General features: G+C 41.7%; 12 protein-coding genes. 2 read left to right on the top strand and 10 right to left on the bottom strand.

Features of this window, described 5'->3' with window-relative positions; all coding sequences use genetic code 11:
• Positions 1-205: 205 nt before the first annotated feature.
• The 3 genes from odhB to MUO14_RS19835 form a co-directional block, all read right to left on the bottom strand.
• The gene (gene odhB / locus MUO14_RS19845; protein ID WP_244752261.1) at positions 206-1,483 is read right to left on the bottom strand and encodes a 2-oxoglutarate dehydrogenase complex dihydrolipoyllysine-residue succinyltransferase; all 1,278 of its coding nucleotides are present in this window, start codon (positions 1,481-1,483) and stop codon (positions 206-208) included.
• On the bottom strand, positions 1,470-4,289 hold the full coding sequence (locus MUO14_RS19840) for a 2-oxoglutarate dehydrogenase E1 component (RefSeq protein WP_244755695.1): 2,820 nt from the start codon (positions 4,287-4,289) through the stop codon (positions 1,470-1,472). Before MUO14_RS19840 ends, odhB begins: the two co-directional genes overlap by 14 nt.
• Positions 4,290-4,844: 555 nt before the next feature.
• Entirely contained in the window at positions 4,845-6,740 is a 1,896-nt protein-coding gene (locus MUO14_RS19835; protein WP_244752260.1) for a PrkA family serine protein kinase, read from the bottom strand.
• Between the two features lie 413 nt (positions 6,741-7,153).
• On the opposite strand from MUO14_RS19835, the gene MUO14_RS19830 reads away from it, so the two are divergent.
• Together MUO14_RS19830 and lipA are read left to right on the top strand one after the other, a co-directional pair.
• Positions 7,154-7,969 carry a lipoate--protein ligase family protein gene (locus tag MUO14_RS19830; protein WP_244755693.1) on the top strand — a complete coding sequence of 272 codons (816 nt, stop codon included), beginning with the start codon at positions 7,154-7,156 and terminating at the stop codon, positions 7,967-7,969.
• Between the two features lie 20 nt (positions 7,970-7,989).
• Positions 7,990-8,934, top strand: coding sequence for a lipoyl synthase (lipA, locus tag MUO14_RS19825; protein ID WP_244752259.1), 945 nt, complete (start codon positions 7,990-7,992; stop codon positions 8,932-8,934).
• Between the two features lie 41 nt (positions 8,935-8,975).
• Here lipA and MUO14_RS19820 read toward each other — a convergent pair whose 3' ends face one another.
• From MUO14_RS19820 to queG, 7 genes are all read right to left on the bottom strand, one after another.
• Positions 8,976-9,770 (bottom strand): hypothetical protein, encoded by a 795-nt coding sequence (locus MUO14_RS19820; protein ID WP_244752258.1) that lies wholly within the window; start codon positions 9,768-9,770, stop codon positions 8,976-8,978.
• 5 nt (positions 9,771-9,775) lie between these two features.
• Complete coding sequence (locus MUO14_RS19815) at positions 9,776-10,036, bottom strand: hypothetical protein (RefSeq protein ID WP_244752257.1); 261 nt, start codon at positions 10,034-10,036, stop codon at positions 9,776-9,778.
• Between the two features lie 36 nt (positions 10,037-10,072).
• Positions 10,073-10,222 carry a hypothetical protein gene (locus MUO14_RS19810; protein ID WP_244752256.1) on the bottom strand — a complete coding sequence of 50 codons (150 nt, stop codon included), beginning with the start codon at positions 10,220-10,222 and terminating at the stop codon, positions 10,073-10,075.
• 348 nt (positions 10,223-10,570) lie between these two features.
• Complete coding sequence (gene trmL, locus MUO14_RS19805) at positions 10,571-11,047, bottom strand: tRNA (uridine(34)/cytosine(34)/5-carboxymethylaminomethyluridine(34)-2'-O)-methyltransferase TrmL (RefSeq protein WP_244752255.1); 477 nt, start codon at positions 11,045-11,047, stop codon at positions 10,571-10,573.
• Positions 11,048-11,095: 48 nt separating this feature from the next.
• The gene (locus tag MUO14_RS19800) at positions 11,096-11,953 is read right to left on the bottom strand and encodes an amidase domain-containing protein (RefSeq protein ID WP_244752254.1); all 858 of its coding nucleotides are present in this window, start codon (positions 11,951-11,953) and stop codon (positions 11,096-11,098) included.
• A 151-nt stretch (positions 11,954-12,104) separates the two neighbouring features.
• On the bottom strand, positions 12,105-12,650 hold the full coding sequence (locus tag MUO14_RS19795; protein ID WP_244752253.1) for a methylated-DNA--[protein]-cysteine S-methyltransferase: 546 nt from the start codon (positions 12,648-12,650) through the stop codon (positions 12,105-12,107).
• A 70-nt stretch (positions 12,651-12,720) separates the two neighbouring features.
• A complete protein-coding gene (gene queG / locus MUO14_RS19790; protein ID WP_244752252.1) occupies positions 12,721-13,854 on the bottom strand; it encodes a tRNA epoxyqueuosine(34) reductase QueG in 1,134 nt (377 codons plus the stop codon).
• Between the last annotated feature and the right edge of the window lie 37 nt (positions 13,855-13,891).

Here is a 13,891-nt window from a genome sequence, read left to right as displayed (position 1 = left end):
ATTATTTCTGAAAAAAGAAATGTGTGCCTATAATGATCGGAAAATAGATTTGGGAAGGATCTTGCTTTTTCTTGACAAAATCGCAACATTTTTGGGCAGAATCCGGCTTTCCATTCAAGACCGTCTGAGTCACACTCATTAAAAAAAAGCGAAAAAAGAACCTCGCTAACTAAAAAGTTAGCAAGGTTCTCTGCTCTCTAGTAACTTATCCTTCTAAAAGTAGATCATATGGATCTTCAATCATTTCTTTAATTCTGCGCAAGAATTGTACCGCGTCTTTTCCATCAACGATTCTATGATCATAGGAAAGGGCGATATACATCATTGGACGTGCTTGAATCGTATCATCTGGCATCACTTTAGCTCGCTTCTCGATATTGTGCAAGCCTAGAATACCTACCTGTGGTGCATTTAAGATCGGTGTAGACAACATGGATCCAAAAATACCACCATTGGTAATTGTAAAGGAACCACCTTGCAAGTCATCTAGCTGCAGCTCTTTGTTACGAGCTTTCGTAGCTACGTCTGCAATTCCTTTTTCAATTCCAGCAAAGTCAAGGCGGTCTGCGTCACGAACCACCGGAACAACTAGTCCCTCTTCGGTTGAAACAGCCATACCAATATCATAGAATTGCTTCTTCACGATTTCATTACCCTGAATTTCAGCATTAATCAGTGGAAATTCTTTCAGGGCCCCGATAGCTGCCTTCGTAAAGAAGGACATGAAGCCTAGTTTAATATCATGCTTTTTCAAGAACGAATCTTTACGTTCTTTACGAAGATTCATCACATGTGTCATGTCTACTTCGTTGAACGTTGTAAGCATGGCAGAGTTTTGCTGCGCTTCTACAAGTTTCTTAGCGATTGTTTGACGACGACGAGACATTTTCTCTCGTTCAACAGGCTTAACAAACTCTGTCTTCTCGTTTGAGTCTTGCTTGCTTTCCTTCTTCTCTTTCTTCGGAGCTTCTTTTTTCTCATTCTTGCCGCTAGCAGCAGATTCCACATCCTCAGGACGAATTCTGCCTAAAAGATCACGAGCAGAAATTTGGCTTAAGTCGATGCCTAGCTCGCGTGCACGTTTGCGGGCTGCTGGTGTTGCAATCACATCGCCCTTCGATCCCTCTTGTTCTTTAGAGCCTTCCTCTTGCTTGTCTTCTTTTTGATTAGAGGAAGCAGTACTTTCTTGTTTTTCTTCTTTAGGCTCTTCTTTTTTCTCTTCATCATCTGAAGAACCGCCAGCTTCTCCGTTCTCATCAACCTTAGCGATCACATCGCCTACTTCTACGTCATCCCCTGCTTCTTTAAGAAGTTCTGAGATAATGCCACTAGCATCAGCGTTTACTTCAACATTTACTTTGTCTGTCTCAAGTTCTAGCACAGGGTCCCCTTTTTCTACTTGATCCCCTTTTTTTACAAGCCATTCGGCAATAGTACCTTCAGTGATGGATTCAGCTAACTCAGGAACTTTAATTTCCTTCATTTGATTTTCCTCCTTTAGACATCTGTAACGCTTCTTGGATGATTCGGTTTTGTTCTGTTTTATGAATGTTTGGTTCACCTACAGAAGGAGAAGCCCGATGTGGTCTGCCTACATAACGGTGAATTTGTCCTTTTTTTAGCAATTTGTGAAGGATTCCTTCAACAAAATACCAGCTCCCCATATTTTGCGGCTCTTCCTGAACCCATACAAGTTCTTCGAGATTTGGATATGTCTCTAGAATTTCCGCAAGCTTCTTCGCAGGGAAAGGATAAATTTGTTCAATTCGAACCGCATCGATCGTATCGAATGTTTCATTCTCAGCATTCTCCACTACATCTTCAATTTCAACCATAATTTTTCCGCTGCCTAAAAGCAATGATTTAACTTTATCCTTATTTTCTTCTTTGCTTAAACCAGGTTGTTTCAGGATTGATTGGAAGTTACTGTCACTAAATCTACTGCCTTCAACGGCTACGCGCTGGTTACGAAGCAAGCTTTTCGGTGACATGATAACCAATGGTCTAGCTTCCTCTGCATTACTAATCGCTGCCTGGCGTCTTAGTAAATGGAAATATTGGGCAGATGAGGTCACGTTAGCCACCGTCCAGTTATTCTCAGCCGCTAATTGCAAGAAACGTTCAAGACGGGCACTTGAGTGCTCTGGTCCTTGTCCTTCATAACCGTGTGGAAGTAAGAAAACCATGCTTGATTTCTCTCCCCATTTGGCACGACCTGCTGCAACAAACTGGTCAAAAATAACTTGACCCGCATTAGCGAAATCGCCAAACTGCGCCTCCCAAATAACGAGCGCTTCAGGTGCCTGTACACTGTATCCATATTCAAAGCCAATGACTCCAGCCTCTGATAATGGACTATTATAAATATCAAAGGAGGCTCTTGCCTGTTCCAAGCCGTGGAGTGGGCTATATGTTTCATCTGTTTCAATGTCGTGCAGAACCATATGACGGTGGGCAAAGGTTCCACGTTCTGTATCCTGTCCTGTAATTCTTATTGGTGTTCCATCTTCTAAGATAGAAGCAAAGGCAAGCGCTTCTGCTGTAGCCCAATCTACTTTATTTCCGTCATCCAACATATTTCCACGGCGCTTGAGGATTTTTTCCAGCTTCTTAAATCCGTTAAACCCTTCAGGGCGTTTAAGCATATCTTGATTTAATTTTCGTAAACGTTCAATATCAACCATTGTTTCAATTTCATCAAGCGGTCGCTCTACTCCACCAGGACGATTTTTTACATCGGCTTCTTTTGTTTCATTCTCATTCATATTGTTGTAAGTAGTACGAAGATTCGTTTCGATTTCTTCATTAATTTGCTTAAGAGTTCCTTCTTCCACACTGCCTTCATCAATAAGAGATTTTTCAAAAATGTTAGCAACTGTTGGATGATCATCAATCTCTTTGTAGAGTTTCGGTTGTGTTGAGCGGGGCTCATCTATCTCGTTATGTCCATAACGGCGATAACCGACTAGATCAATTAGAAAATCTTTATGGAATTTTTGACGATATTCATAAGCCAATGACATCGCAGATAAGCAAGCAACTGGATCATCAGCGTTCACGTGAATAATAGGGATTTCAAAACCCTTGGCAAGATCACTTGCGTACCTTGTCGAGCGGCCATCCCGTCTGTTCGTTGTGAAACCTACTAAGTTATTCGCAATAATATGGATGGTCCCACCTGTGCGATACCCTGGTAAGTCACTCATATTTAACCCTTCAGCGACAACCCCTTCTCCGATGAAAGCAGCATCGCCGTGAATAAGAATTCCGAATGCTTCACCCTCGTCCATCTGAGCATAACCCGGTTCGGAACGGTCATCTTGAGCCGCCCTTGTAAATCCTTGTACAACAGGATTGACATATTCTAAATGGGATGGGTTGTGGCTTAATGTCACCCGAGTGCTTGTTTGTTCTCCATCGCCAATTTCTCGGCGAGCACCAAAATGATATTTCACATCCCCTGTCCAGCCATAGTTAATTCCTGTGGAACCTTCTGAAGGTACCAACTCTTTATCTGGGGAAAGATGAAACTCAGAGAAAATTCTATCGTAAGGCTTTCCTAACACATGAGCAAGAACATTCAATCTTCCTCTGTGAGCCATTCCCATCATAATGTGTTCGATTTTGTCACCAGATGCTGATTGAACAATATGATCCAGCATCGGCACCATCACATCTAAACCTTCAATAGAGAAACGCTTTTGAGCAACAAAGGTTTTAGCAAGGAAATTCTCGAAACCTTCTACATCAGCCAGTCTCTTAAGGAGCTGTTTCTTCTCTTCTTTACTTAAGTTGACTTGGAAGGCAGCTGACTCTACATTATTCTGAAGCCACTTGCGTTCTTCGTCATTATTTACATGGTCATATTCAAAGGAGATCGTACCTGCATATCTCTCCTTAAGCGTGCGAACAACACTTAAGGCATTATCTAATTTAACAGGAGACTCTGGCCAAACCCATTCAGCTGGGATTCCCTTTAAGTCTTCTTCAGTCAATCCATAGTTTTCAATGTTTATTAAAGTCGAAACAGGACGTTCCTCGCTTCCGACCGCATAAATGTCTGCCTCTAAGTGACCATGACGACGAATAGCCTCAACAAGTTTCAATGCTGAGGTCACTTTCACAATATCTTCGGATGAAGCCTTTGCTCCCCCATTCGTTGCAGGAGATGTATGTGTATTCATCATCCATGCTGGTGCACCATAATTATCAAATACTTCTTTTAACGAAGCGTCGACAGAATCTGCGTCATTTTGATATAACTCATACTGTTCTTCAATATACCCCATGTTGGGGCCGTGAAATTTTTCCCAAAAGCTTTCACTGGAGCCTTGATTTGACACGTCTAAATACCCCCAAGTAATTGTTGTCCAATGCTAGAACGTAAACGTTTGCAAATACATACTCTATTATAGAGTCGAAACGTCCATTAATTCAACATATAGTACTTATTTTTTAAACCTTAAACAACATTTCCATTATAACAATAAAGGCGCACCTATGGGTACGCCTTTTTCACTTTTTATCGGTAAAGTGTGAGAATTCAAATTCTCTCCATCACTGAAACACGTGCTAACCCTCATGACTAGAAGGCTTACACATATTTAATGGATGATGTAGAATTTTGTCGATGCTTTTGTTTTCTCATCAAAAAGTCGCCCAAGATAACTGTATACTATTATTCCCAGTTTTCGAATAGATAAAACATGGTACCTGTTAAAGCTGAAGAGTCTGGATTATGTAGTGCAGGTTCTACTAGTTCGAAAAAGGAAGGAATTCGACTAAAACGAAAGACGTTAAAAAGCATGCCAGCCTATATTTAGACTGACATGCCCTTAATGAATTTATCGATTTAATAAACTTCCTACATACTTTAATAATTCATTTGCTGAAGTGGAATTATAGCCGTGCTCATCTACTAATGTAGCTACAACCTCATTAATCTTCTTCAACTGCTGTTCATCAGGTGTTTTCGTTGATGTGGTAATCTTAACAACATCCTTCAAGTCAGCGAACAGCTTCTTCTGAATCGCTTCACGGAGCCGTTCATGGGATTGGTAATCGAATTTCTTCCCTTTTCTTGCATACGCGGAAATTCGAATAAGAATTTCCTCACGGAACGCTTTTTTCGCATTCTCCGAGACACCAATTTGTTCTTCAATAGAACGCATTAGTCGCTCGTCAGGGTTCAATTCTTCACCTGTAAGAGGATCACGTAGTTTCGCTTTATTGCAGTAAGCTTCCACATTGTCTAAATAATTATCCATTAATGTTCTAGCTGACTCCTCATACGAGTAAACGAATGCTTTCTGGACTTCCTTCTTAGCAAGATCATCATATTGTTTTCTGGCAAGCGAAATAAATTCCAAATAGCGATCCTTATCCTCACCTGATATAGAGGCATGACTATCAAGGCCGTCTTTAAGGGAGCGTAACACATCAAGCGCATTGATGGATGTCATTTCTTTTTTAATAATAGTCGAAGAAATTCGGTTTATGACATAACGTGGGTCAATCCCACTCATCCCTTCATCCGGGAACTCCTTCTTCAATTCTTCTACATCCACATCACTAAAGCCTTCCACCATTTCCCCGTCATATAGATACATTTTCTTCAATACATCAACCGATGCCTTCTTCGATTCTTTTAAACGCGTTAGAATCGTGAACATGGCAGCTACTTTAAGCGTGTGTGGCGCGATATGCACATCACGTATGTCACTTTCACGGATCATTTTTTCATAAATCCGTTCCTCTTGTGTGACTTTCAAATTGTATGGAACCGGCATGACAATCATTCGAGAATGAAGCGCTTCGTTTTTCTTATTGGCAATGAAAGATCGGTACTCCGCTTCGTTCGTATGTGCGATAATCAATTCATCCGCAGAAATAAGTGCAAATCGCCCTGCTTTGAAATTTCCTTCTTGTGTGAGACTCAATAAATGCCACAGGAACTTCTCGTCACACTTCAACATCTCCTGAAATTCCATCATTCCACGGTTCGCTTTATTCAGTTCACCGTCAAAACGATAGGCACGCGGATCCGATTCAGAGCCGTACTGTGCGATCGTTGAAAAGTCAATAGAGCCTGTCAAATCTGCAATGTCCTGTGACTTCGGATCAGAAGGACTAAATGTTCCAATCCCCGTTCGCTTATCCTCCGAGAAAAAGATGCGTTCAACTTGGACATCTTCCATACGGCCACCATAATCCTGTTCCAGCCGCATCGTGTTTAATGGTGAAAGGCTTCCTTCCACACGTATTCCATATTCTTCCTGGAATTCTTCCCTAAGATGGTGTGGGATCATATGAAGAGGGTCTTCATGCATGGGACAGCCTTTAATCGCAAAGACAGCCCCATCGTCGGAATACGAATATTTCTCTAACCCGCGTTTCAATAAGTTCACAAGTGTAGATTTCCCGCCACTCACAGGCCCCATTAATAACAAAATTCTTTTTCTTACATCCAATCTCCTTGCTGCGGGGTGAAAGTATTCCTCAACCAGCCGCTCCATTGCTTCATCTAACCCATAAATATCTTCATCAAAAAAGGAATATTTCTTGTGACTGCTGTCTTCCTCAACCCCGGCTTCTGTAATCATATTATATACACGCGAATGGGCAGATTGAGCTAAGAACGGTTTCTCTTTTAATAGATCTAAATATTCTCGAAAAGTACCTTCCCATTTCAATTCTTCCTCATGCTCTCTTCGTTCCTGAATTTTCTTTAAAATATCCACTTAACGACCTCCCTCGTCGTATCAACCCAAAGTTAATTTAGTCTATGCCCGACCTTATGAAAACATGAATCTCGCGTGATATTTGGATACCCTAAGAAAACCTTAAACATCGAAACGAATGAATCAAATAGTAAATTACCATTTAACAATTAAATATAAATAGTACCTAATGAAGATTTTGACACTTGTAAAATGCATTGTTAGAATTATTATGAATATTTTAGGATGATAAATAATTTAGTATAGTGTATGTTCAAAGAGTTGACGAATGAAAAACGAGGCGCGAACGTTTTGAGGATCACAGCGTATGCCTTTCCTACGTGGGGATCGGAAAAACCGAGCAACGAAGAAATTCGCCGTATATCATTGGGTGACTCTTTGAACATCCTCTTATAGGAAAGAAGGCGAACATGATGGAAACATGGTACTTTGTCGATTCTAATCATCTGTCACCTGCCTTGAACATGGCCATGGATGAAGCTCTGATGAATTGGCATCGTGAAGGAAAAATACCGCCTGTCCTTCGTTTTTACGGATGGAAACCAGCCGGTCTATCTGTCGGTTATTTCCAAAAAGTTAATGGAAAAATTGATATAGAAGGTGTTAAAAGGCACGGTTACGAACTCGTTCGCAGACAAACCGGCGGACGCGCCGTACTTCATGACAATGAGTTAACCTACAGTGTCATCGTCTCAGAGCAACACCCGCAAATGCCGGCTTCTGTCAAAGAAGCCTACCTTATTATTTCCAAAGGATTGTTTGAAGGATTTAGAGAATTAGATATTAAAGCTGAATTTGCCATCCCTGAGGGGAAACTCGACACAACTGGTTCCGCTGTATGCTTTGAAGAACCTTCCTGGTACGAGCTGATCGTCAATGGAAAAAAGACAGCCGGCAGCGCCCAGACAAGGAAAAAAGGAATCATCCTCCAACACGGATCCATTCCTATCGATGTCGATGAAACCAAATTGTTTGACATGTTTATCTACAAAAATGACCGAATCAAGGCAAGGGCACGGAAAGCTTTTGGTGACAAAGCAAGTTCCATTAACAGTCTGCTATCTGAACCCAAGTCGTTTGATGAGGTGAAGTCTGCTTTTAAAAAAGGATTTGAACAAGGATTAGATCTAAATTTAAAGCCCTTCACATTAAATGAAGAGCAATGGTCAGAAGTACACAAAATTGCTGAAGAACGATATACCAATGATGAGTGGAATTACTCACGTTAAAAAAGGGAGCGGATCAAACTATGGCCAAAAAAGAGGAGCACGTCAGAAAACCTGACTGGCTGAAGATTAAAATCAACACAAATAAATCTTACACAGGGTTAAAGAAACTCATGCGTGAGAAAAAACTGAACACCGTATGTGAGGAAGCACGCTGTCCAAACATTCACGAATGCTGGAGTGAAAGAAAAACCGCCACGTTTATGATTCTAGGGGATACATGCACACGCGGCTGCCGCTTTTGTGCCGTTAAGACAGGCCTTCCTAATGAATTAGACTGGGGTGAGCCAGAGCGCGTTGCTGAATCTGTTGAAATTATGGGTCTCAAACACGTCGTTGTTACTGCGGTAGCACGTGATGATTTGAAAGATGGCGGTGCAGCTGTGTTCGGTGAAACTGTGAAAGCTATTCGCCGTAAAGTTCCTGGCTGTACCGTCGAAATTCTCCCTTCGGATATGAAAGGGGATTACGAAAGCCTTCATACATTGATGGGTGGCGAGCCTGACATTTTCAACCACAATATTGAAACTGTCCGTCGACTAACGAAAAAGGTACGTGCTCGTGCCATGTATGACCGCTCTCTTGAGCTGTTGCGCCGAGTGAAAGAAATCCGTCCAGATACACCAACGAAATCAAGTCTCATGGTCGGTCTAGGTGAAACGAAAGAGGAAATTATTCAAGCTATGGACGACCTTCTTGCACATAATGTAGACATAATGACAATTGGTCAATACTTACAACCAACGAAGAAGCATTTAAATGTAGAACGCTATTATCACCCTGATGAATTTGAGGAGTTAAGAAAAATCGCAATGGAAAAAGGCTTTAAACATTGTGAAGCTGGTCCGATGGTTCGTTCCTCTTACCATGCCGATGAGCAAGTTAATGAAACTTCCGCACAGCGTCGGATTAAGTACATGCAAGGCTACGAATCTCAAGGGGAAACATTAAATAGTACCAAATTTTAATATGGAAAAAGTCGCCTAGAAGGCGACTTTTTTAATGGAAGTTACTGATCTTCGTCATCAGTTGGTTGTTTACCGTCCGTTGATTCTTCTCCATCTGCTTCCTTATTTCCTGGTTCTTTCTGACCTGTTTGATCATCCTCTGATGTACTACCGTCCTCCGGTGTCCCATCCTGCTCCTTATCCTTTGTTTCTTCGTCGCTGCCTTGATCTCCCTCTGTTGGATCGGTTGGTTGTTCCGGTTTTTCAGCATTAGGATCAGGAACATCATTTGTTACTTTTTCATCTTCTTTGTTAACTTCCTCTTCTTTCTCAGCCGTGCTACTATCAGGAGTTTTGTCTTTTTCCTTTTCCTGGAGCTGTGTTTCTGATGTATCTATGTTTGACGTATTTGACGACGAACTCCTCTCTGGGTCCCATGTGTATGAACTTTCACCTGAATAACTGTGTGATGGAGGATTATAGCTAGGCTGGTCACTTTCATTATATGTATTTCCGGTTTGATTAGATGAATAGGTTGGTTCAGAAGAGTTTGGAATATCAACCTCTTCCGTATCTTTCAAAACAATTTCTTCTCTTGCCTCTCGTTCAACTTCTTTATCTGTCACCTGATCCTTTTCAACCTGTTCTTCATCATTTTCCTTTGTTGTCGAAGCATCTTTATCCTCTCCCGCTTCAACTTTCATTACTTTGTCTGATGGTTTATCTTTGTCCATTTTTTTCTCAAGCGTAACCGTTATCGGATCTTTCGTTTGGCCCTTCTCCCCTTCCACACTGCCACACGCGGCTAAGAATAAACAAAGGATTCCTAACAAGAATGCCATCTTTACAGCTTCCACAATACCTACGCTCCTTTTAAAAAGTATTTTCGAATCCTGAATAGTTGGACTTTTAATATAGATAAATTATAGCATAAACTAAGAAAATAGCCGCCTAGTCGACGGCTATTGCAAATAACTTTTTTACCAGGGCGAACCATAATAATAAGGCGGACGTCCGTATGGCGGGCGATATCCATAGCCTCCCCCGTAACCATACCCTGGACTAAACCCTGGGCCATAACCTGGACCATAGGGGCCATATCCAGGCCTAGGACCAGGGCCATAACCACCATAGCCTCCATCTGGTACAATAACGCTACCTAATAATCCTCCAAGAAACCCTCCTGCAAACGGGCCCCAAAGAACCTATTTCCCTCATAGCCGTATCCAAATGATTGCTGATCAGCAATTCGCGCATTTTCCTCGTCATGATAACCATACTGATAGGGATTGTGATAATACGGATCCATTTATATTCCTCCATTTTAAACCTTGGTTATTCACCTACATTTCAGCCTATGTAGGGAAAAACCCTACTGTATAGGCACTTACCTTATATATTTCTAATTTGTTAGGATAATTCCTAATGCAAGCGATTCACATTGGACAACAAATGGGGTATAATAACATCAGCATGCTTGTCTGTATAGACTTAAAGGAGGACACAATACATGAAATTAACTCTAATTATCCTAGTGACGATCACTTATTTAGTATCAATCTTCGCTGCAGGGTACGATACAAAAGCAGGTAGACCTAAAAAATAGTCAACGTATAAAATCGCACCCCAGTTTTGGGATGCGATTTTTTTAACGACTTTATTTTATTAAATCAGGAAAACTCTGCTGCTTCAACGCGTTGAATAAGATAATCGAAGCAGTATTTGCCAAGTTTAATGAGCGAACCTTGTTCGTCATAGGAATCCGCAGGCAGCGATCCTCCAAGCCTTCGAGCAGTTCAGTAGGAATGCCATCCGTTTCCCTGCCAAAAACAAAAAACCACTCTTCCTCCACATCACTAAAATCAAAATCAGCATACGATCGAGTTCCAAAATTTTCAATATAATAATATTGACCATGTGGAAATGTCTCGTAAAGCTCTTCAATGGAATCGTAATAATGGATCTTCACATCATGCCAATAATCAAGACCGGCTCTCCTCAACATTTTATCGTCAGTTGAGAAGCCTAGCGGACGAATTAAATGCAGCTGTGTATCGGTAGCTAAGCATGTGCGAGCAATATTGCCTGTATTTGCAGGAATCTCGGGCTGAAATAATACGATATGATTAGCCAATTTGTTCACCTCAATGTATGCAGAATCAACCTGACCATTATACCATATTCATTCCGCTCCTATCTTAAAAAATTTATACTGAATAGATGGAGTGTAAGCTGTAGAGTCATGATAATCCCAAAATCGTTGGCGACTATTCGTTGTATGAGCATTCACTAGAGGAAGACCTTGGCTGTTCATCTTCACAACAATCGTATTATGATCAAAACGACCCGTCCCTTGAAAATCATAACAAATGACATCGCCGGGAGATAAAAGGGATGCGTCGGTTACTTCTTTAGCCGTTAACCCTTGCCTTGCTCCGCTCAAGTACCAGCGAAGGGAATGGGCAACAGCCCAGCTGTAACTCCAGTTATTACTAGAATACCACCAACCCTTGCCACGGTTAGGCTGGCCCCACATCGGTGCACCACCTGCTCGCAAGCATTGTGATATATAGTTGGTACAGTCTACCTCGAAGTGTTTATAAGCAGGATTGTAACTGTCCCACCATCGCTCAGCATACTGTACAGCCGCTCTCCTATCGTATTCAAATGGGACACGTTGACTTGATTCTTTATCAGTAAACGCAGTGGCCAGATGCTCACTCCCACCTGTACTCTTTTCAGTTTCAGTATGCTGCTCTACTAATTCTCCTTCGCCTACTAATGCCTTACAATGGTAGACACCTTCTTCCAAGTAATACTTCTTCCGGTCCTTTATCAAAAGAGAGAGGGCAAGCATATAAGAAACATCCCTTGTTGCCTCGTAATGCACTTTATGATAAGGCTTCAAATGAAATGTCGCTCGTTTAACAACTTGCCCTCGTTCATGTAACTTTTGCACCTTCCGTTCTAGCCATGGCTCATCTTGCTGCTCCATCAATCTCTCCATAATATCTTCCCAATACTTTTTTATAGCCTCCATTCACATCGCTCCTTTTTTCTATCCTATGAGCGAGAAATAAAACCATGATCATAAGCATGAATGCTTGGATCATGGTTTTCGTGCGCTTACTCTCTTTTATCGGCATCGCTCACACAAAAGGATGCGCCAGGCGCATCCTTTTGTGAAATCATTATTTGGCTTGCATAAGCTGCGGATTCCCTTCCCACTCAAGCAGCTTTTGCTTTTTATCTAATCCACCTGCATAACCTACTAATTTTCCGTTGCTCCCGATCACTCGGTGGCACGGTACAACGATTGAAAAAGGATTTTTGTTAACGGCCCCGCCTACTGCACGTACAGATTTAGGAGCCAGAAGGGCCTCTGCCACTTCCTTATAGGACTTTATCTCACCTAATGGAATGGTATGAAGCAGCGCTCTCCAGACACTTCGTTGAAATGCTGTACCGTAACAATTTAGCGGCAGTGAAAACTCTTTCCGATCACCACTAAAGTATTCGTTAATTTCCGTCCTTGCCTGTTTTACATACTGGTGTTCCGTGTCTTGTTTGAACTCACCTTTTAGAAAGTGTTTTTTTCTCCAGGCTTGGTAAAATGTTATCCGATTCTCGTACTCTCCATAATCAATCCTGTTTACCCCTTTATCATCAGCCAACACGGTTATCGGACCCACAGGGGAGTCGAATACGTCATAATACAGATAAGATGGATGATTCATAGATAGTCCCCTTACTAACATTTTTTTCTATTATACAATAATCTATCTTCTTATGAAAAGGTATACTATATCATTGATATTGAAATTGCAGGCCCTTATTCATTTCAAAAAGTACTTCGTCATTATCTTCCATTGTTTGAGCCTTTTCGATAGCAGCGTAACAAGCTGTAGTTCCAATTTTCCCAAGTCCATAGGCTGCTGTTCCTCTAATCACAGGCCTGGGATCGTTTTTCATCAAGCGAATCAATTCATCAATTGATGTTTCATCCTTATAATGGGCTAAAGCAAGGATTGCATTGCGTTGAATCGGTTTCTTCCCACGCCAGGATCCAGACGCAGAACCGAATTTCTCTTTGAACTCACGGTTTGACATGGACAACAAAGGAATCAACTTTGGCTTAGCTACTTCAGGATCCGGTTCAAACTCCTCGTGGTTATGGAAATCTTTCTTCCTATTTTTAGGGCAAACTGTCTGACACGTATCACAGCCGTAAAGGCGATTGCCAATTTTAGTTCTAAATTCATCAGGCAGAAAGTCTTTCGTCTGGGTCAAAAAAGCGATACATCGCTGCGCATTAAGTTGCCCACCCTGAACAAGCGCATCTGTCGGACAGGCATCTACACATATATTGCAATCCCCGCAAGAATCATCAACCGGTTCATCCGGCTCAAAAGGAATGTTCGTTACCATTTCCCCTAAATAAACATAAGAGCCAAATTCTGGTGTAATAATCGCACTGTTTTTCCCGCTAAAACCAATCCCTGCGCGTTCAGCAACGGCACGATCTGATAGTTCCCCTGTATCGACCATCGAGGATAACTCAGCTTCTGGAAAACGTTCCTTAATAAATGCACCTAATTTTTGCAAACGATCCCTAAGCACATCATGATAATCCCGTCCCCAGGAGGCACGGCAAAAAATCCCACGCCGTTTACCTTTCACACTACGTGGGGCATCGTGCATTTTTGAAGGATAGGCTAGGGCTATGGATATTATCGACTGGGCCCCAGGGAGCGTGCGGTTCGGCTCTGTACGCTCCTCCAGACTGCCCTTTTCAAATCCAGATTGATAGCCAAGGTCTTGTTGTCTCTTCAATCTTGCTTTCAGTTCTCCAAATACATCAACAGAGGCAAAACCGATTTTGTCTATGCCAATTTCTTTACTGTATGCAATGACTTCTTCTTTGAATGTGTGATCGCCCACCTTGACTACCTCCTTTGAATGTTTTAACTTCAGCGCC

The organism is Halobacillus shinanisalinarum (assembly GCF_022919835.1).
In the GTDB taxonomy this organism is placed as follows: domain Bacteria; phylum Bacillota; class Bacilli; order Bacillales; family Halobacillaceae; genus Halobacillus_A; species Halobacillus_A shinanisalinarum.
Note: the sequence above shows the minus strand (reverse complement) of the source record. Positions and strands in the feature narration are given on the sequence as shown.